This is a genomic window from Marinilabilia rubra (assembly GCF_003121985.1).
In the GTDB taxonomy this organism is placed as follows: Bacteria; Bacteroidota; Bacteroidia; order Bacteroidales; family Marinilabiliaceae; genus Marinilabilia; species Marinilabilia rubra.
The window spans coordinates 366,199-387,715 of record NZ_QEWP01000001.1 but is presented as its reverse complement, the minus strand read 5'-3'; the positions used below and the strand labels follow the sequence as shown (position 1 = coordinate 387,715).

Below are 21,517 nucleotides of genomic sequence, written 5' to 3'. Positions count from 1 at the left end.
TTGTAACAATCTATAAATTACCTGCTTATTAACACTTCATCAATTTAACCTTTATATAAGACAATCCTGATCGCAACTACACGTACAAAAAAATAATTTTTTCTTCATATTTCCATCACCCTCTCCATAAGGCATTAGGGATCCAACACTTAAGCTACATGTTTTTTTTCAAAAATGGACCATTATAAAAAAAGGAAGCAGGTTTTCATTAAAACCTACTTCCTCTACAGGGAAAACCAAAAAAATCAAAATCCCTCTGAATATTATTCTTTTGTCAGGAACTCATGTACTTGTGCTGCAGCTTCTCGACCTTTTGCGATGGCAGTCACAACCAAACTGGCTCCATTTGCAGCATCTCCGGCAGCAAACACACCTTCTTTGCTGGTGGCAAAGTCATGATTCACCTTAACATTACCACGCTGATCAAGATTCAGACCAAGTTCCTCAACAAGACCTTTATGAATGGGATGAACAAAGCCCATAGAAAGAAATGCAAAATCCACATCAATGGTACGAACCGTATCTTCTTTCTCTTCCATGACCCATCTGCCATTGTCTTGCATCCACTCCACTTCTACAACTTCAACACCTTTAAGCTTTCCATTTTCTCCAATGAAACGGCGGGTAGACAAACTCCACATACGATCACACCCCTCCTCATGCGAGGAGGAAACCTTCATCATGTTCGGCCAGTAAGGCCAGGGATTGTCGGGAGTCCTTTTTGCAGGTGGTTTAGGCATAATTTCAATCTGTGTCACTTTAGATGCACGCTGACGATTGGCTGTTCCAACACAGTCACTACCGGTATCACCACCTCCAATCACAATAACACTCTTCCCTTTGGCATCGATGCGTTCATCAGCGCCAAAAGTTTCTCCCCGGTTTACTTTGTTCTGCTGTTTAAGATAATCCATCGCAAAGTGTACGCCTTCCAAATCGCGTCCCTCAACCGGAAGATCTCGTGGCTGCATAGCTCCAATGGCAAGAACTACTGCGTCGTAATCTTTTAATAATTCAGACCCTTTCACGTCCTCTCCCACTGAGGTATTGGTTTTAAATTCAATCCCTTCAGCTTCAAAAATCCTAAGACGACGATCGATAACCTTTTTATTCAACTTAAAGTCCGGAATACCATAACGCAACAACCCACCAATAGCGTCATCACGTTCAAATACGGTCACATTATGTCCTCGTTTATTAAGCTGATCGGCCACTGAAAGTCCAGCCGGACCTGAACCAATCACAGCCACCTTTTTGCCAGTTCTTGTTTTTGGCGGTTGTGGCTGAATTAAGCCTAAATCAAAAGCTTTTTCAACAGTAGATGCCTCATTCTCACGAATGGTCACAGCTTCCTCATGAATTGCTAAAACGCATGATTTTTCACAAGGAGCGGGGCAAACACGTCCGGTAAACTCCGGAAAACTGTTGGTAGAATGTAATATATCACTGGCGAGCTTGTAATCCCCTCTGTAAAGAGCATCCTGCCACTCTGGTATTTTACTGCTAACAGGGCATGCCCAGTGGCAAAAAGGAATACCACAATCCATACAACGGGATGCCTGTAGTTTGCGATCCCCATCATTTAGTGTTTGCTCTACTTCACCGTAATCATCAATTCGCTCATTTACCGGTCTGTTTCCGCTCAACTTACGTTGAACTTCTATGAATCCTTTTGGATTTCCCATAGCTAATATTTATTAAGAAGAATACAGCGTTTGTCCTGAATAACGCTGTATTCCTAATTTTTGAAATCTGGTTACTACTCTCTTAAGTGTGGTGCATCCTCTGTCTCGCGTAGCTTTTTCTCCATCTCTTCTACTTTCTTCTGCTCCAACACTTTCTTATATTCAAATGGAATTACCTTCACAAATTTTGGCAGATACTTATCCCAGTTCACAAGAACCTGTCGCGCTTTCGAACTATTGGTGTGCAGCAAATGCTTGTGCAACAAGAACTGAAGCTCCTGTACGTCTTCATGATCCTGAACCGGCAATAAATCCACCAGCCCTTTATTACAATAAAAGTCAAAGTTTCCGGCTTCATCCAACACATAAGCTATACCACCACTCATACCTGCGGCAAAGTTACGTCCGGTTGGTCCGATCACTACTACACGTCCACCGGTCATGTACTCACAACAGTGATCTCCGGTACCTTCGACCACCGCATTGGCACCTGAATTCCTAACAGCAAATCGCTCTCCGGCCATTCCATGAACATAAAGGTTTCCTCTTGTAGCCCCATAAAGGACAGTATTCCCAATAATTATATTGTCTTCAGCCTTAAATGTATATCCTGTTGGGGGAACCACAACAATTTTACCGCCAGACAATCCTTTCCCTAAGTAGTCGTTGGCATCACCTTCAAGACGGAAACTTACACCATTCACAAGGAATGCACCGAAGCTTTGACCGGCTGAACCGGCAAAAGAACAGTTAATAGTATTCTTAGGCAAGCCTTCCTCACCGTATACTTTGGATACTTCACCCGAGAGCATAGCTCCAACAGTACGGTCAACATTATTTACAGGGTAAGCCATCCAAACTCTCGATCCACTCTGAAGAGCAGGATGTGCCTCTTCTATAAGTTTACGGTCCAGCACAGAATCAATTTTATGATCCTGCTCCATGGTATTATGCAATGGATACTTATGTCCTTCTTCAGGGAAGTGAAGCAATCCGGAAAGATCAATTCCCTTGGTTTTCCAGCCTTTTACTTCCGGATCCTGTTCCAGAAGGTCACTGCGCCCGATAACTTCATTCAGTGAGCGGAATCCCATTTCTGCAAGGATTTCACGAACTTCCTGAGCAATGAAGTTAAAGAAGTTTACCAGGTATTCATGCTTTCCAATAAAACGCTTTCTCAATCCTTCGTCCTGAGTTGCAATACCGGCAGGACAGGTATTCAGATGGCATTTACGCATCATAATACAGCCTAAGACAATCAGACTTGAAGTGGCAAAACCATATTCTTCAGCTCCCAGAAGAGCCATTTTTATCACATCACGTCCGGTCTTCAGCTGTCCATCGGTTTGCAATTTAACACGCCCCCTAAGGTTATTCAGCACCAGGGTTTGTTGTGTTTCTGCGAGACCAAGCTCCACAGGCAATCCTGCATGCTTAATTGAGCTTGCAGGGCTTGCTCCTGTACCGCCTTCTGTACCACTTATGACAATCAAATCGGCATGTGCTTTGGCCACTCCGGCAGCTACGGTTCCAACTCCTGCTTCGGATACCAGTTTAACACTGATTTTTGCTTTGGGATTGGCATTTTTCAGATCGTAAATCAACTGTGCCAAATCCTCAATAGAATAGATATCGTGGTGGGGTGGAGGTGAGATCAATGTAATTCCCGGAGTAGAATTTCTCAGTTTGGCAATCACTTTGTCGACCTTATATCCGGGAAGCTGTCCTCCCTCACCCGGCTTGGCTCCCTGAGCTACTTTAATCTGAAGCTCATCGGCATTAACAAGGTAATTATTGGTCACCCCAAAACGTCCACTGGCTACCTGTTTAATTGAACTGCGGGCTGGTGATTTAAAACGTTTGGCGTCTTCCCCACCTTCACCGGTATTACTTCTACCACCAACTTTATTCATAGCCAGGGCCAGCGCCTCGTGAGCTTCTTTAGAAATCGACCCGTAACTCATAGCACCTGTTACAAAGCGCTTCATAATTGCTTCTACAGGCTCTACCTCATTAATATTGATAGACTTGCCCGTCTTGGGCTTAAAGAAACCGCGAAGAAACAATGGCTTGCGGTTGTCATCCTCAACATGACGACTGTATTGTTTGTATTTTTCGTAATCGTTTCTGGCTGTAGCCCATTGAAGCAATCCAATGGTTTCAGGATTCCAGGCGTGCTTTTCCCCATTCTTTCTGTAGGCATATGCACCAGCAGTGTCAAATGGTCCCTCTGGCAACAGTTCGTCAAAGGCTTTTTGATGGAATTGAATCGCCTCTTTGGCAATTTCCTCAAAGCCTACTCCTCCAATTTTGGAAGCGGTACCGGTAAAGTATTTTTCAACAACTTCATTTGAGACACCAATGGCCTCGAATATCTGAGCACCATGATAACTTCGAAGTGTAGAAATACCCATTTTGGACAATACTTTCATCAAGCCTTTGTCCACTGCTTTGATATATTTCTCACGGGCCTCGCTGTAAGAGCCTTCTATTTTACCTTTTTCTACCAGATCATTTATTCCTGCAAAGCAAACATATGGATTAATAACACTGGCACCGTATCCAAGCAGCAGAGCAAAGTGCATAACTTCGCGGGCTTCACCTGTCTCAACAATCAATCCGACCTGCATCCGCTTTTTGGCCTTAATCAAGTGGTGATGCACTGCAGCGGTTGCCAAAAGTGAAGGCATAGCAGCATTTTCGAGACTTACACCACGGTCACTGAGAATAATATAGTTATTACCCTCATCCACAGCCTTTTCAGCAGCCTGACACATTTCCTCAACTGCCTTTTCAAGTCCTTCTCCCCCTCCGTCAGCAGGAAAAAGCATGGGCAAAGTCACATGAGAAAACTCTTCTCTTCTAAAGTCCTTAATTTTACCAAGGTCCGTATTGGTAATCAGCGGACTGGTAAACTTAATCGAACGGCAATGCTCATAGCTTTCGACAAGAATATTTTTGGATACAGATCCGATATAATTGGTCAATGCCATTACCAAACCTTCTCTTATCGGGTCAATAGCCGGGTTGGTAACCTGAGCAAAATGCTGTCTAAAGTAGGTAAATAATCTTTGCGGCTTATCGGAAAGAGCGGAAATAGGAGTATCATTACCCATAGACCCGATGGGTTCAACACCGGTCTCCGACATTGGTTTTATAATGGCATTAAAATCCTCTTTGTTATACCCAAAAGCCTTCAGATACATATCGTATTTTTCTCCCAAATCGGAGGAAACTCTTTGACGCACCTCAATATCTCTAAGGCTGATGCGATTTTCATTCAACCAGTTTTCATAAGGGTGACGACGCGATAACTGAGCTTTTATTTCTTCGTCGGGAATAATGATTCCCAATTGAGTATCTACCAACAACAGCTTTCCAGGTTTTAAACGCCCTTTAGCAACAATTTTCTCAGCCGGGAAAGTCTGAACACCAACTTCTGATCCCATTACAATCATGTCATCATCAGTAATAACATAACGTGATGGACGCAACCCGTTACGGTCAAGCGTACCACCGATATAACGACCATCAGAGAATACAATTGAGGCAGGCCCGTCCCAGGGTTCCATAATTGTACTATGGTATTCGTAATAAGCTTTAAGACTGGGAGGAATAGGGTTCTTGTCGTTCCATGATTCGGGAATCAGCATGGTCAGCGCATGGGGCAAACTTCTTCCTGTCAGGAACAGAAACTCCAGGACATTATCCAAAGATGCCGAGTCACTCTTACCTCCTTCAATGATCGGAAACAACTTTTTCAGATCATCGCCAAACATATCAGATTCCAGCAATCCTTCGCGGGCTTGCATCCACAAACGGTTTCCCTGAATAGTATTAATCTCACCATTGTGTGCCAAAATCCTGAATGGTTGCGCCAGGTCCCAGGTAGGAAAGGTATTGGTACTAAAGCGAGAATGTACAAGCGCAATAGCACTTGCAATTTGAGGATCTTGAAGATCAGCAAAGTACTCACCCAACTGAGCCGGGGTAAGCATTCCTTTATAGATAAATATTTTTGTAGAAAGACTTACGATGTAGAAGCATTCCCGTGCCGATATTTCAGAGTCACGAATTTCATTCTCGGTCAGCTTTCTAACAAGAAACAGTTTACGTTCCAGAGCATCTTGTTCCTCCAGGTCGCCGGTCACAAAAACCTGACGAACAACGGGCTCGCTGCTTCGTGCAATTTCACCAATCACATCTGAATTAACAGGTACATCGCGGTATCCAATCAGATCAAGACCTTCGGCGACAATATTTTTATTAAAAACCTCAAGACAAGCTTTGGCTTCTTCAGGATCCGACGGCAGGAAAATGAGACCTGTACCGTAATGGCCGGCTGCAGGCAAATCAAAATCAAACGTTGAAAAATAATCATGCGGAACCTGCATCAGAATACCGGCACCGTCACCCGATTTATTGTCGGCACTTTCGGCCCCTCTGTGGGTCATGTTCACCAGAACTTCCAACCCCTTGCGCACAATATCATTAGACTGTTGGCCCTTGATATGAGCGACAAATCCTATTCCACAATTGTCGTGCTCATTGGCCGGATCGTACAGCCCCTGAACCTTGGGAAAACGTTGCTGCATACTGAATTAATTTTTGAAGGAGATAATACATATAATGGTAGGCCTCAGCGCCTGCCGACCAACCAAAACTTACATTATTTGAATTGGCAGACACATAAACTTAATAACCGAAAGCAAAAATACTGCTTTTCATTACATTTATCAAATCTAAGGCCTAAAAATGTATATAACCACCCCCTTTTGTTATTGTTTTTTAATAATCCAAAAGCGAATTTAACACTAACGCACCCTGCATACAAGTTTTCATATCGCATTTCATCGGCCAATTTCCTTCTCTTATCGATTTAAACCTGTGAGAATTTAAAAATGATACTACATTTGTTTTCAATAAAAAAAGAGTACAATCACATCAACCAAACAGACAATTGAAGTTTGCATAAAAATACCTTTTAACGAATATTTATTACATCATGGATCGAAATCAGGAAATAAAAAAGCACAGACACCATCATTCGCTTGTTGGCATTACATTGGTTATTGCAGGAGTCATCTTCCTTGCAGGAAACCTCGGCATGATTCCTCCGGAATTATGGGATATTATCGCCCGGTGGCCAACCATATTCCTGGTTTTTGCTTTTGTCAATGTAGTCAAAAAGAAATTTGTTCCCGCCTTTGTTTTTGGAACAATCTGGCTGTTTTTTGTCTTTCCTGATGTATTTCCCAATGTACAAACAGAAGAAGTTTGGAATTTCTGGCCTATCTTACTCATACTGGCCGGCCTCCTCTTCCTTTATACAAATCAAAAGCGAAGAAGCATTTCTTCTTCAGGCCCCAAAGCTCAGGATGACGATGTCATTGAAGAGGTGGCCATTTTTAGCGGCAACATGAAGAGAATTGAATCTCAAAACTTTAAAGGAGGAGAAATTACTTCAATTTTTGGTGGCACAGAGCTTTACTTTAACAATTCAAAGTTGGCTCCCGAAGGCGCCAACATTGAATTAGCCAACATTTTTGGCGGCACTAAGCTGGTCGTTCCCCGCGACTGGAATGTAAAGATAAAGGTAGTAAGTATTTTGGGAGGTTTTGCTGACAAAAGAGTTTACATGGAAGAAGAAAACACCTCAAAACCAACCCTCACCCTTAAAGGGGTAACCATCTTTGGTGGCGGTGAAATCTCTAATTTTTAGGTCAAACCAACATGCTCCATCCAATACTGGTTCAGAAAAAATTATTATATGCATTCCTGGCAGGATGGTGCACTTTATTTTTAGTGCATACCATTTTTCTGACTCACCAAAACTTACTACCTTTCAATGAGGCCATTATTGATGCCTTTATTTACAATTTCATATTAATGATTATTGGGTTGGCTCTTTATTTCCCTTTAACATACTCAGAATACAATACAAGACAGTCAAGCCTCAACAAAGTTTTTATTATTCATTTACTGCACCATACAATCACTGGTTTATTTACACTTATTATTTGGCTTGGGTCTTCATTCTTTCTGGCAAAACTGGTATTTGAAAACAACCCTCAATACATGGATTTTGCAAGATCAAGCCTTCCGGTAAGAGCAGCTCTGGGAAGCCTCCTTCTGCTTCTTTTGATTTTCATGTACCATTTCATTAGTTTTTACCAAAACCTTGAAGAAAAATCCCGGAGAGAAGAACAACTCAAAAAGATGGTTAAGGAAGCTGAACTTAAAGCCTTGAAGGCTCAACTTAATCCACACTTTCTATTCAACAGCTTGAATTCAATAAGTTCACTTACCATCTCTAAACCTGAAGCAGCAAGGCAAATGCTCACCCAACTTTCAGATTTCCTTCGCTACTCCTTAAGGAGAAATCACCAATCATTTTTGCCCCTTAATGATGAAATAACAAACATGAAACGCTACCTGGATATAGAAAAGGTACGTTTTGGAGAACGGCTAATATCAAAATTTGACATTCCTGAAGAATGCCTGAACATGCCCGTACCGGCAATGCTACTGCAGCCTGTTTACGAGAATGCGATAAAACACGGCCTGTACGAAAGCATTGAACCTGTCACCATACAAACTACCTGCCGGATTTATCAAAATGGACTGCGCTTGTCAATAGTAAACAACTTCGACCCGGACAGCACCCGGCAAAAAGGCGAAGGTGTAGGACTTGAAAATATTCGGAATAAGTTATATCTTTTTTACAACCGAAAAGATTTAATATCCATATCTAAAGAAGAAGATTACTTCGAAGTTTCATTCATATTACCAAAGACTCATTAACCATGTCCCAAAACAAAGTATTTACAGTATTAATTGTTGACGACGAACCTCCGGCAAGAGAAGTTATTCGTTCTTTCCTGGAAAGGCACTCCACCTTAAAGGTCGTGGGAGAATGCTCTAATGGTTTCGAAGCTCTCAAGGCTATTCAGGAAAAAACCCCCGATCTTTTATTTTTAGATGTTCAAATGCCGAAAGTGTCCGGATTGGAATTGCTTGAAGTACTTGATGAAGTTCCGGTCGTGATTTTTTCAACCGCCTATGATCAATACGCACTCAAAGCATTTGAGATGAGTGCTGTTGATTACTTATTAAAACCTTATTCACAGGAACGCTTCGACAAGGCTATCGAAAAAGTGCTGGATCAATTACATTCCGGAAGCAAGACAAACACCAAAGAAGTCATTCAAAACCGCCTGGATGCATCAAATGATTTCATTGACCGAATTGTTGTAAAAACAGGCAATAAGATGCATGTTATTCCCACCGGGAAAGTCAGGTTCATTGAAGCAAGTGAAGACTATGTAATGATTTATGGAGAAAAATCCAGACACTTAAAATCCCAAACAATGAGGTATTATGAGAATCATCTCGACCCGGGAAATTTTGTCAGAATCCATCGGTCGTATATTGTTAATGTCAACTTCGTGGAACGACTTGAACCTTATGACAAGGACACCTACGTGGCCATAATGACTGAAGGACAACGTCTGAAAATCAGCAGAACAGGATATAGAAAGCTAAAAGAAACTCTCAATTTCTAAGCAATCACTAAATTCTTCTCCCCTACCGAAAGCCAGTATTTTCCACATTCAGGCATTTGAGTTCCTTTTTATTTTATTATTTTAGCAACCCCATTATACTTGTTCAGTTTATTATCATTAATGAAAAATTGCTATATTCATGCTTGAGATATGGAAAAACTAAGGAAAATAGTAGATTTTTACATTACAGGATTCCGCAATCTCCCGCCATGGGGGCGCACAATGTGGGCAATAATTCTTATCAAGCTTTTTATCATGTTTGTAGTTTTACGCCTTTTTTTCTTCCCCGATCAATTGCAAAACAATTTCAACTCAGATGAAGAAAGAGCCAGGCATGTAATTGAAAGCATTACAACACCAGGTAATTAATTATTCATAAAATAGTCAAAACACCGAACCAATCTACAAAATAGAAAAAAATGCTGGAAAACATTGATTTCGCACTGGTCGACTGGTCCAGAGGACAGTTTGCATTAACAGCCATGTTCCACTGGCTCTTTGTTCCTCTCACACTTGGTCTGGCCTACATTATTGCTTACATGGAAACCATGTATTTCAAAACAGGCGATCCCGAGTGGAAAAGGATCACTAAGTTCTGGATGAAACTTTTTGGGATAAACTTTGCCATTGGAGTGGCAACAGGAATAATCCTGGAATTCGAGTTTGGCACCAACTGGAGTAATTATTCCTGGTTTGTCGGGGATATATTTGGTGCTCCTCTGGCCATCGAGGGAATTATGGCCTTCTTTCTGGAAAGTACATTCATCGCAGTCATGTTTTTTGGCTGGGACAAAGTAAGCAAGCGCTTCCACCTCACAGCCACCTGGCTTACAGCCATTGGCGCCAGTTTAAGTGCAGTATGGATTCTGGTGGCCAATGCCTGGATGCAAAATCCTGTTGGAACATTTTTCAATCCCGAAACGGCGAGGAATGAGATGATCAGTTTCTGGGATGTATTTCTTTCTGAAACGGCCGTTAACAAATTTGTTCACACCATCACCTCCGGTTTCGTACTTGCTGCAATTTTTGTTATTGGTATCAGCAGTTGGTATCTCATCAAGAAGCGTGAGTTATTACTTTCCAAAAGAAGCATTGTTATAGCCTCCGTTTTTGGGTTAATCAGTTCTGTAGTGTTAATAGGAACCGGCGACAGTTCAGCCAAAGAAATTGTCAAAACACAACCCATGAAATTTGCTGCAATGGAGGCCCTCTACGAAGGTCAAACCAACGCTCCACTGGTTGCTGTTGGTGTTCTGGGATCAGAATACAACAATGAGAACCTTACACCTGAAACAGAGTCTGATTTCCTTTTTAAAATAGAAATTCCTTCGATGCTTTCCTGGCTTGCATATGGAAACACAGATAGTTTTGTTGCAGGAATGAAGGATCTGATTATGGGTAACAAGGAACATGGAATTCTCTCTTATGCAGAAAAAATAAGGAGAGGCCATAAAGCACAGAAAGCACTTATTGCCCTTAAAGAAGCACAGAAATCTGATCCTAACGGACCGGAAGCTGAAGCTTTGAAAGCAAAGTTCCGAGATAAAGATTTTATCGATAACAATGTTCAATACTTTGGATATGGGAACTTTTATGATCCTGATCCCGAGAAACTGGAAAAGAATGCCTTTAAAATGGTTCCTCCAATTTCATTAACATTCTATGCATTCCACATTATGGTAATGTTAGGCGGCCTTTTTTTATTGCTTTTTGTTGTTTTTCTCTATTTAGTAATGAAAGACCAGCTTCATAATAAAAAATGGATTTTATGGGCAGGCGTATGGACTATCCCCTTGGCCTACATTGCTTCCCAAGCCGGATGGATTGTAGCCGAAGTAGGTCGTCAGCCCTGGGTCATTCAGGATTTAATGCCCACCATGAAAGCAGTCACACACATCGATGTCGGCTCGGTTTTAACAACATTCATTCTTTTCGCCGTCACCTTTGTCGGACTTTTCATCGCCGAGATCAAAATCATGTTAAAGCAAATTAAAGTAGGACCGCAAAAAAAGGAGGACCCAAATAATGTTTGAATCTCTATCACACCTGGCACTTCAACAATACTGGTGGATAATCATATCCATATTAGGCGCAACGCTGGCTTTCCTGATGTTTGTTCAGGGCGGACAAACACTGATTTACCAGATAGGAAAAGACAAAGATGAACGCACCATGCTAATCAATGCCCTGGGCCGAAAGTGGGAATTTACGTTTACCACACTGGTCACTTTTGGCGGAGCTTTTTTTGCCTCTTTCCCACTCTTTTACAGTACTAGTTTCGGAGGTGCCTACTGGGGATGGATGATACTGCTTTTTGCATTCATCCTGCAAGCGGTTTCCTATGAGTTTAGATCCCGACCCGGCAATGTTTTTGGGGCGCGCACCTATGAATCATTTTTGTTCTTCAACGGTTTTATTGGAACAATATTAATAGGGGTGGTTATAGCCAGCTTTTTCACAGGGTCACAGTTTTCTCTTACAGATATGAATGAGACACGCTGGCAGTCGCCACTGAGGGGTATTGAACTCTTATTCAGCCTTCACAATCTGAGCTTGGGAATAGCCGTCTTCTTTTTGGCAAGAACGCTGGGGCTGTTATATTTTCAAAATACCATTGAAGACGAAAATATCAGTCAACGAATCAGAAAACAACTATGGTACAACGCCATCCCATTCCTGGTATTTTTCCTGACTTTCGTGATTTGGCTAATGCTGAGAGATGGATTTGCAGTTAATTCTGAAACCGGAAAAGTATTTATGGAGGCTAACAAATACTTCAACAACCTGATTGAGATGCCTTTGGTTTTGGTTATATTTCTTTCAGCAGTGCTGCTGGTCTTGTACGGCATTGCAATAAGCCTTTTCAAGAATAGCAACGGCGGTATATGGTTTACAGGTTCTGGAACATTCCTGGCTGTATTTTCCCTTTTTCTGCTTGCAGGCTTTAACAACACTGCATTTTATCCTTCAACCTATGACATCCAAAGTTCATTGACGATAATGAAAGCTTCATCCAGCCATTTTACACTGACTGTAATGAGTTATGTTTCACTTTTTGTACCCTTTGTTATAGCTTATATTTGGTTTACATGGCGGGCTATAAACAAAAAGAAAATAACAAAAGACGAACTAAAATCGGGGGAAGCCCACTTTTATTAAAAAACGACTTAAAGACGATAAATATCATGAGTTATTTTGGCGCAATATTAGGCTATCTTTCATGGCTGGCAACTGTTGCTATTGGTTACCTGGCTTCGGTTTATGCTATCAAGGTTTTTGACAAAAAATGGAAAGAAAAAACCGAATCGGAAGAAACAGCCTCCTAAACAAGAATAACGCAGGAGGCAATTACAATTCTTATGATATATGATGGTTTTCAATTAAAGCCATCCATAAATCATCTGGAAAAATGATATATTACCCCAAAACCAGAGGAAACTAAAAACCTCTGGTTTTTTTTAACTCAAAATCGCTTCAGAAACCGGGGGAAACAATGAAAAAGCCCCGGGAAGATCTATTCCCGGGGCTTTATATTTGGTTCTGTAGAATATTATTTCTCTCCTTTTGATGCCTTAATCAAATCTACAAACTCATCAAAAAGAAACTCCGTATCGGTAGGCCCACTGGAAGCTTCAGGATGAAACTGAGTGGAAAAGAAAGGTTTGGTTTTATGGCGGATTCCTTCGTTGGTATCATCATTGATATTCACAAAAAGTGGTTCCCACTCGTCGCTCAATGAATCCGTATCCAACACATAACCATGATTCTGACTAGTGATATAACAAGTTCCGGTTCCAACTTTTATTACCGGGTGGTTGTGCGCACGGTGTCCGTATTTGAGTTTATGTGTGGATCCTCCGGCAGCAGTTCCCAGTAACTGATTTCCAAGGCAGATACCAAAAATAGGTTTATTACCATTTAATGCCTTACTAATATTCTTTATGGTTGCCTGACACATTTGAGGATCACCGGGTCCGTTAGCCAGCATAATTCCATCAAAATCGTCATTGTTAAAATCATAATCCCAGGGCACCATTGTAACCGTGGTATCGCGCTTAAGCAAACAACGAACAATATTGTACTTACCACCTGTGTCTACCAGTCCAATTTTATGCTTCCCGTTGCCGTAGGTGATTTTTTCATTGGTACTGACTTTTGCAACAAGATTTTCTTTATTAGGATCGTAAAAATCAATGTCATCTTCATCAACCTCAATTTTTCCCAACATGGTTCCTTTTTCACGCAGAATCTTTGTCAAAGCTCTGGTGTCAATACCAAAAATACCCGGCACCTCGTTTTGCTCCAACCAATCACCAAGGCTCCCTCTGGCATTCCAGTGGCTGTAATCAAAAGAGTAATCAGAAATCACGAATCCGGAAACATGAATCCGGTCCGACTCATAAAACTTGGGTATACCATTCTCCTTATCGTCATGTGGCACTCCGTAATTACCAACAAGGGGGTAAGTGGATACTAGAATCTGACCTTCGTAGGATGGATCGGTCAAACTTTCAGGATATCCCGTCATGGCAGTGTTGAAAACAACTTCTCCGGCCACCGACTTATGGTAACCAAAGGATTTTCCTTTAAAAACAGTCCCGTCTTCCAGAACCAGCTTAATTGGCTTAAAATCAGGCATACTAACAATCTTCGTTAAAAATCCAACGCTCTTTTTTCCCGTAAAAAATGCATTTACCGGTCAATTCACCTTGGTAAATGCATATTGTATGGGTTCTGTCAGGTTGCAAAATTAGCAATTATTTTGCATAAAATCACACCTCACATAAGATTATCTGAATATTTATTACAGACCCATCAAAATTCAGAATAAATATTCAGTTTTAACGTTTATCAATGGGTGTATATTCAAGTCTGGGATACACTGCTTTGTAGGCAGGCCTGATAATCCGACGACTCGAACAAGTGACTTCCTCAATGCGGTGTGCACACCATCCTGCAATACGTGCTACTGCAAAAATAGGGGTGTAAAGTTCCTCAGGAATCTCCAGACTCTGATAAACAAATCCTGAATAAAAATCGACATTGGCACAAACCACTTTGGAATTGGTCCCTTTAAATTTATAGAAAACCTCAGGAGCCAGCCGCTCAATCATGGCATACAAATTAAACTCGTCCAGACGATTTTTTTCTTTGGCAAGATCTTTTGCTTTTTCTTTCAGCAGGACTGCACGGGGATCGGATAACGTATAGATGGCATGACCAATCCCGTAAATTTTCCCGGTCCCGTCATTGGCCTTTTTATGCAGAATTTTTTCAAGGTAAGCAGCCACCTCATCTTCATCTTCCCAGTTTTTAACATTCTGCTTAATGTTATTCATCATGTTGATGACTTTCAGGTTGGCACCACCATGGAGACCTCCCTTCAGTGACCCAAGAGCCGCAGCAATAGCCGAATAAGTATCTGTCTGTGCCGAACTTACCACACGTGTTGTAAAAGATGAATTGTTACCGCCACCATGCTCGGCATGCAGTACCAGGGAAAGATCCAGCAAGTCAGCTTCCAGCCTGGTATAATTTTTACCTTTGAGCATATAAAGGAAGTTCTCAGCAGCACTTAACTCAGGTTGGGGGTGGCGAATAATAAGAGACTTACGCTGGTAACTGTGGCGCATTCCAAAATAAGCATATGCAACAATAACCGGAAATTTGGCAATCAAACTCATTGATTGCTTTAGCAAATTCTCCGGAGCATAATTTTCCGCTTCATCATCTGCAGTATAGAGCCCCAAAACAGACCTTGCCAACATGTTCATCACACATCTGCCCCGCAATGACAAAATCATATTTTTTGAGAAAAAATCCGGAAGCTCACGTTCTTCAGCCAATTGCTTTGAAAATATCTCAAGATGGGTTTTATCGGGTAATTTACCTGATAGCAATAAATAAGCTGCTTCCTCAAAACCATGCCGCCCCTCACTCTGAAATCCACGGCAAAGATCCTTCAGTTCGACACCCCTGTAAAATAACTGACCATGATCCGGAATTATATTTCCTTCATCATCTTTGTTGTAACCAACAACATCACCAATATTGGTAAGTCCAACCAGGACTCCTGAAAAATCGGCATTTCGCAGTCCCCGCTTCACATTGTACTTTACATACAAGTCCTTATCAATCTCACATGACTGAACTGCAGATTTTGCTATTTCATTCAAAAAGACCATATACACAGTTTTTTGGTTAGTTAAGTAATAATATTCCCTATCGCATCGCGCACCCTGTCAAAAGAAAATTGCCCAATAACATCCTGCATTTTCTTTTTTATTTCAGCGTTACAAAGGTTTCCGATACTCCCCTCATGAGTATGCTGAACACCCGAAGTATTAGGCGAGAACTTGCCTTTCTCAATTTCCAGTCCCACCTGTTTGTAAGCATCTCTAAATGGCACTCCCTTTAAAACCCGGCGGTTTACTTCTTCCACACTAAAGGCATATTTGTAAAGTTCGTTGTTCATTATCTCCGAAACAACATCCATTTTCTCAACTGCAAGAGTCATCAACTCCAAACAGCTTAATATTTCGTCAAAAGCCGGTATAAATATTTCCTTGATTAGCTGCAAATCCCTGAAATATCCTGAAGGCAAATTCCCGGTTATCATAGCTATTTGCTGAGGTACATCAATCAACCGGTTGCAACGAGCCCTGAGAAGTTCAAAAACATCGGGATTCTTTTTATGGGGCATAATGCTTGAACCAGTGGTGAATTCATCAGGGAGCTTAATGAACCCAAAGTTTTGACTCATATACAAACAAGCATCAACGGCTAAACGTGATAAAGTTGAAGCCACAGAAGAAAGTGCCATTGCAACAGAACGCTCCATCTTACCTCTCCCCATTTGAGCATAAACAACATTATAGCTCAAATCATCAAAACCCAACAACTCCGTGGTTAATCTTCGATCGAGAGGAAAAGAGTTTCCATAACCTGCAGCAGCCCCTAAAGGATTTTGATTGGTAATTTTCCAGGCACCCAACATCAAATGCATATCATCCACCAGGCTCTCGGCATAAGCACCAAACCACAATCCGAATGATGAAGGCATAGCCACCTGCAGATGCGTATACCCGGGCAACAGATCATTTTTATGCTCCTCACTTCTTTTTTGTAGAACAGCGAACAGTTGTTCAACAGATTGAGTGACCTGCATAAGTCTGTCACGGGTAAAAAGCTTAAGATCCAACAAGACCTGATCATTCCTTGAACGACCGCTGTGAACCTTCTTGCCAACATCGCCCAACTTCCGGGTAAGCTCCATTTCAACCTGTGAATGCACATCTTCAACACCCTCCTCGATCTGAAAATCACCTTCCTGCGTATTTTTATACAGATCTTTTAAGGCGGGCAATAACAGACCAAGATCCTTATCGGATAAAAGCCCGACACTTGCCAGCATGCGGGTATGAGCCATGGTGCCAACAACATCAAAAGGGGCCAGAAACAAATCGAGCTCCCTGTCTTTGCCTACTGTAAAAGATTCAATCTTTTTGTCGGTACTGGTTCCTTTGTCCCAAAGCTTCATATCGTATATTCATTTTTTTCAAAAAAAGACAGAATTCCTTTTACCCTCCTCCACTGCGTGGAAAGTCTTACGTTCAGCCTAATATAAGAAAGTTGAACAATATGTGGTGAAAGCAAAATTACCGGTGATATTTTTTACGCTCCTTACTTTTCACCAGTAGGTTAGAATGAATAATATTCACTTTCAAATCATGGAAAAAAATATTACATTTTTTCTCCAAAATGTCATCATTTTCTAGAAAGCATCACAAAAATAACCGATTATTTTAGAAATCACAGCTAAAAAATAAATTTTATCTGTCAAAAGTCATTTATTACAAAAAAATTCACTTTGAATTAATATGCAATCCTTCAAGTAATCCCTTGTAAATTTGAACGCCTTCAATTATTTCTGAAACTATAATATACTCATTTGGAGTATGCGATCGCGCCGAATCTCCCGGTCCTATCTTTATTGTAGGAAATGGCATTCGTGCCTGATCTGAAGTGGTAGGTGAACCATATTTCTCCAACCCCAATTCCTCTCCTCGTTTAACTAAAGGATGATCGACGGGAATGAAAGAGCTGTTAAGCCTGAATGAGCGGGCCGTCAATTCGCAACTCACCTGCTGCTGAATCAATTCAAACAGCTCCCGGTTTTGATAATGTTCATTAACCCGTATATCCACCATAAATTTGCAGGAGTCGGGAACAACATTATGCTGTGAGCCGGCTTCAATACCGGTGACAGTCATTTTAACATCACCCAGAAAATCGGACTTTTTGGAAAATTCAAAGTTTTTAAACCAATCAATGACAGACAACGCCTGATAAATAGCATTTATCCCTTCATTGCGGGCTGCGTGACCGCTTTTACCCATCACCTCCCCATCGAGGACCATCAACCCCTTTTCAGCCACTGCCATCTGCATACGGGTGGGCTCCCCAACAACACCCAAATCAACAGGTGAAAGTTCATCAAGAATAGAGGCCACACCACCATCTCCTGAAATCTCCTCTTCGGCAGTAGCAGAGAAAATAAAATTACAGGGCTGCTCTTCTTCTTCAAGAATTCTAAACAGGGCCAACAAAGAGACAACCGATGCCCCTGCATCATTGCTCCCCAAACCATAAATTCTGTCACTCTCAATAGTTGACCTGGTTGGTGAATAAGTCCAACCGGAAGAAGGGCGAACAGTGTCTATGTGGGAGTTTAATAATACAGTAGGTTTATCCTGTGAATAATGCTTTGAAATCACCCAAATGTTATTGCCCTTTCGTCGGGGGGAGAGTCCTCTTATTTTCAGAAATTGTTCAATAAAATCAGCAACATCCTTTTCTTCACGACTAAATGATTGAATGTCAATCATACTTTTGAGCAGTTCAATAGAGTCGGAGATATAAGAATGTTGATTCATTAGAAACATTTTTAGTTAATTTATGACGGGAGATACGTTTTCTTCATTCGATCAATATTTGGTTAATCCATTGACCGAATGAAACTCACGATGTACTTAATTCATGCTCTTTACATCGTTTTGCACTCAAAAACAACATTCATTTCAACAGAATAATTTCTGAGTGCAAAGAGGTTAAAGCCGAAATATTTAAATTACGAAAATGAAACCGGAACAAGCAAAATGCAGACGCAGCAATCAGCATTACTCACCCAGAGTTGTGCCTCTACCGGGAATTGAAAGCCCTTCAATATTAGTAATAACAACCTCCAGCACACCATTGGCAAGAGAGTTGAACCCATTCTCCAGCTTAGGAACCATTCCTTCAGCAATTATGCCTTCCTCCCGGTACATATCAAATAATTCACGATTTAAATAAGGAATAAGCGTATTGTCGTCTTCAGGATTAATCAGAACGCCTGGCTTTTCAAAGCAATAAACCAAACTAGTATCAAAGCTTTGCGCAAAACTAACAGCGAGTGAGGAGGCAATGGTATCAGCATTTGTGTTTAAAAGATTACCACTTCCATCATGTGTAAGAGGAGCAACAACAGGAACAATTTCCTGCTTAACGAGACCTGCCAAAGATTCCGGATTCACTTCGTCCACATCACCTACAAAGCCATAATCGATTTCAGCACCAGTTCTTTTATGCGCTTTAATCAGGTTAAAATCAGCACCTGTTACGCCAAAAGCATTAACTCCTCTGGCTTGAAGGCCTGCCACTACGTTTTTATTAACCAGCCCTCCATAGACCATTGTAACGACCTCCAACATCCCGGCATCTGTAATCCTTCTTCCTTCAACCATTCTGGTTTCAAGCCCCAAACGCTGAGCCATGGTTGTGGCTGAACGCCCCCCTCCATGTACCAAAATTTTGGCTCCCGGTAAAGCCGTAAAATCATCCAGAAAAACACTCAACGTTTCGCGGTTCTCCAAAACCTTGCCACCTACTTTTACTATAGTCAGTTGTTGGTCCATGTAAATCTTTTTTACCCCTTACAGGCAATCATTTTCAATTATAAGTTTTCCAGCATACGCTTAAGAACAGCCTGGGCGCTAACCACACGATTAGCAGCTTCCTCGATCACAATTGAATTCGGACTGTCTATAACACCATCGCTTACAACCATATTGCGCCTTACCGGCAGGCAATGCATAAATTTGGCATCATTGGTCAAAGCCATTTTTTCCTCATCAACAGTCCAGCTGCGATCGGTTGACAGCACCTTCCCATATTCAGAGAAACTGGCCCAGCTTTTAGCATATATAAAATCGGCTCCTTCGAATGCCTTTTTCTGATCGTATTCAACATGAACGCCCTCCATAAACTCGGGAGCCAGCTCATATCCCTCAGGATGAGTCACTGTCAAATCCACATCGGCTTCTTTCATCCATTCCACAAATGAATTGGGAACTGCCTGGGGCAATGCTTTGGGGTGGGGCGCCCAGGTAAGAACCACCTTGGGCCGCTTCACTTTGCGATGCTCTTCTATAGTTACCAAATCAGCAAAAGCCTGCAAAGGATGCCTTGTTGCAGATTCCATACTGATAACAGGCTTTCCGGAAAACTGAATAAACTGATTCAGCAAACGTTCGCTGTAATCCTCCTCTTTGTCTTCAAACTTAGCAAAGGAACGAACCGCAATAATGTCGCAATATTGTCCAATCACAGGAACTGCTTCACGAATATGCTCGGGCTTATCACCATCCATTACAACTCCGAATTCAGTCTCAAGTTGCCAGCCATCCTTATTAATGTCGAGCACAATAACATTCATCCCGAGGTTGGCCGCCGCTTTTTGGGTACTTAAGCGGGTTCTCAGGCTGGAATTAAAGAAAATAAGAACAGCCGTTTTGTTTTTACCAAGATATTGATGACCGTAAGGGTCTTTTTTTACTTCGGCAGCATCTTTCAATGCTTGTTCGAGATCGCCAATATCTGAGGGTGTGAGAAATCTTTTCATACTTAAAGTTTTTTAAAAGGCCGGGTTGAGAAAAATAAAGCGCTAGCTGAATGTATAAAAGCGCTAAGGGCGTGTTACTCCATCGCTATCTATGAGCCATTTGTAGCTTGTCAACTCCTTTAAGCTCATCGGGCCACGTGCATGCAGTTTTTGAGTACTAATTCCAATCTCAGCCCCTAAACCAAACTGAGCTCCATCTGTGAAAGCGGTAGATGTATTGGCATAAACAGCTGCTGCGTCTACTTCATTAAAATAGCGGGCAATTGTTGCTTCATCCTCAGCAATTATAGCTTCGCTGTGCTTCGAACTAAAGGTGGTGACATGCGCAATAGCCTCATCAAAACTCTTTACTGTTTTTACTGCCATCCGAAACCCCAGGAATTCCGTCCCGAATGACTCTTCATTGGCCCTCTCCAGCAGTTGGTCGGGATAATGCCCTTTTAATTGACTGTATGACATTTCATCAGCTTCCACCACCACATCTTTTACAGCCATGGCAGCAAGCATTTCAGGCAAGTCACTCAATCGTTCAGCATGTATAACAAGACAGTCCAGAGCATTACAAACACTTGGGCGACGGGTTTTGGCATTAAACACAACCCGTTTTCCTTTCTCCAAATCTCCGGAAACATCAAAGTAAGTATGCACAATTCCGGCACCGGTTTCAATAACCGGAATCTTAGATTCTTCTCTGACAGAGTTGATCAAACCCTGAGAACCACGAGGAATAAGCATATCAACGTAGCCGTCGGCCTGCATCAAATCTTTGGCTGCTTCGCGGTCTGGCGGGAGCAGTTGGACCACTTCAGAAGAAATGGCATGTGAAGCCAAACATTCCCGAATAATGCCCACTCCTGCAAGATTAGAGTGCCAGGCATCCTGTCCGCCTTTTAGCACACAAACATTGCCTGATTTGAAACAAAGGGAAAACACGTCAAATGTTACATTCGGTCGAGCTTCATAAATTACTCCCACCACCCCAATAGGTACGGTAACTTTCTTCAAGTGAAGCCTGGAAGGCATTTCGCGCTCATCCAAAACCTCACCCAAAGGAGTCTCCATATTGGCTACAGCCCTCATGTCCGTGGCAATACCTTCAACTCTTTCAGCGGTGAGCATCAAGCGGTCGTATCTGGGATCCGACTCATCCATTCTCTCCAGGTCTTTTTTATTTGCACTCAACAGCAAAGCAGTACGCGCTTCCATTGTATCAGCCAAATCCGTCAACACTTCCCTGATTTGCTCATCTTTAAGACGAACCATTATCTGTGCTGCCTCCTTAGCTTGTTTAAATTGGTCAAGATTGGTCATATCGGTTAATTTTC

The 21,517-nt window shown here is 41.7% G+C and carries 16 protein-coding genes; 7 read left to right on the top strand and 9 right to left on the bottom strand.

Features of this window, described 5'->3' with window-relative positions:
• Nucleotides 1–263 precede the first annotated feature (263 nt).
• Nucleotides 264–1,685, bottom strand: coding sequence for a glutamate synthase subunit beta (locus DDZ16_RS01565; RefSeq protein WP_109262657.1), 1,422 nt, complete (start codon nt 1,683–1,685; stop codon nt 264–266).
• Nucleotides 1,686–1,759: 74 nt separating this feature from the next.
• Nucleotides 1,760–6,280, bottom strand: coding sequence for a glutamate synthase large subunit (gene gltB / locus DDZ16_RS01560; protein ID WP_109262656.1), 4,521 nt, complete (start codon nt 6,278–6,280; stop codon nt 1,760–1,762).
• Between the two features lie 410 nt (nt 6,281–6,690).
• Here gltB and DDZ16_RS01555 point away from each other — a divergent pair, with 410 nt between their 5' ends.
• The 7 genes from DDZ16_RS01555 to DDZ16_RS20835 all read left to right on the top strand — a co-directional run bounded on the left by DDZ16_RS01555 (nt 6,691) and on the right by DDZ16_RS20835 (nt 12,576).
• Nucleotides 6,691–7,407: a LiaF transmembrane domain-containing protein gene (locus DDZ16_RS01555; protein ID WP_109262655.1), complete on the top strand. Its 717-nt coding sequence runs from the start codon at nt 6,691–6,693 to the stop codon at nt 7,405–7,407.
• Between the two features lie 11 nt (nt 7,408–7,418).
• A complete protein-coding gene (locus tag DDZ16_RS01550) occupies nt 7,419–8,489 on the top strand; it encodes a sensor histidine kinase (protein ID WP_198416659.1) in 1,071 nt (356 codons plus the stop codon).
• A 2-nt stretch (nt 8,490–8,491) separates the two neighbouring features.
• Nucleotides 8,492–9,250, top strand: coding sequence for a LytR/AlgR family response regulator transcription factor (locus DDZ16_RS01545; RefSeq protein ID WP_109262654.1), 759 nt, complete (start codon nt 8,492–8,494; stop codon nt 9,248–9,250).
• Between the two features lie 150 nt (nt 9,251–9,400).
• The gene (locus DDZ16_RS01540; protein ID WP_109262653.1) at nt 9,401–9,619 is read left to right on the top strand and encodes a DUF4492 domain-containing protein; all 219 of its coding nucleotides are present in this window, start codon (nt 9,401–9,403) and stop codon (nt 9,617–9,619) included.
• Between the two features lie 50 nt (nt 9,620–9,669).
• The gene (locus DDZ16_RS01535) at nt 9,670–11,283 is read left to right on the top strand and encodes a cytochrome ubiquinol oxidase subunit I (protein WP_109262652.1); all 1,614 of its coding nucleotides are present in this window, start codon (nt 9,670–9,672) and stop codon (nt 11,281–11,283) included.
• On the top strand, nt 11,276–12,409 hold the full coding sequence (gene cydB, locus DDZ16_RS01530; protein ID WP_109262651.1) for a cytochrome d ubiquinol oxidase subunit II: 1,134 nt from the start codon (nt 11,276–11,278) through the stop codon (nt 12,407–12,409). Before DDZ16_RS01535 ends, cydB begins: the two co-directional genes overlap by 8 nt.
• Before the next feature lie 26 nt (nt 12,410–12,435).
• Nucleotides 12,436–12,576 carry a hypothetical protein gene (locus DDZ16_RS20835; RefSeq protein ID WP_198416658.1) on the top strand — a complete coding sequence of 47 codons (141 nt, stop codon included), beginning with the start codon at nt 12,436–12,438 and terminating at the stop codon, nt 12,574–12,576.
• Nucleotides 12,577–12,800: 224 nt separating this feature from the next.
• Here the strand turns inward: DDZ16_RS20835 and carA are convergent, their stop codons facing one another.
• From carA to DDZ16_RS01495, 7 genes are all read right to left on the bottom strand, one after another.
• The gene (gene carA, locus DDZ16_RS01525) at nt 12,801–13,889 is read right to left on the bottom strand and encodes a glutamine-hydrolyzing carbamoyl-phosphate synthase small subunit (protein WP_109262650.1); all 1,089 of its coding nucleotides are present in this window, start codon (nt 13,887–13,889) and stop codon (nt 12,801–12,803) included.
• A 202-nt stretch (nt 13,890–14,091) separates the two neighbouring features.
• Nucleotides 14,092–15,435: a citrate synthase gene (locus DDZ16_RS01520; RefSeq protein WP_109262649.1), complete on the bottom strand. Its 1,344-nt coding sequence runs from the start codon at nt 15,433–15,435 to the stop codon at nt 14,092–14,094.
• Between the two features lie 20 nt (nt 15,436–15,455).
• Nucleotides 15,456–16,790 (bottom strand): argininosuccinate lyase, encoded by a 1,335-nt coding sequence (argH, locus tag DDZ16_RS01515; RefSeq protein WP_109262648.1) that lies wholly within the window; start codon nt 16,788–16,790, stop codon nt 15,456–15,458.
• Nucleotides 16,791–17,115: 325 nt separating this feature from the next.
• Nucleotides 17,116–18,186 (bottom strand): M20 family metallo-hydrolase, encoded by a 1,071-nt coding sequence (locus DDZ16_RS01510; RefSeq protein ID WP_109262647.1) that lies wholly within the window; start codon nt 18,184–18,186, stop codon nt 17,116–17,118.
• 243 nt (nt 18,187–18,429) lie between these two features.
• Nucleotides 18,430–19,206, bottom strand: coding sequence for an acetylglutamate kinase (argB, locus tag DDZ16_RS01505; protein WP_109262646.1), 777 nt, complete (start codon nt 19,204–19,206; stop codon nt 18,430–18,432).
• Between the two features lie 38 nt (nt 19,207–19,244).
• On the bottom strand, nt 19,245–20,192 hold the full coding sequence (locus tag DDZ16_RS01500) for an N-acetylornithine carbamoyltransferase (protein WP_109262645.1): 948 nt from the start codon (nt 20,190–20,192) through the stop codon (nt 19,245–19,247).
• 63 nt (nt 20,193–20,255) lie between these two features.
• Nucleotides 20,256–21,503: a glutamate-5-semialdehyde dehydrogenase gene (locus DDZ16_RS01495; RefSeq protein WP_109262644.1), complete on the bottom strand. Its 1,248-nt coding sequence runs from the start codon at nt 21,501–21,503 to the stop codon at nt 20,256–20,258.
• Nucleotides 21,504–21,517 lie beyond the last annotated feature (14 nt).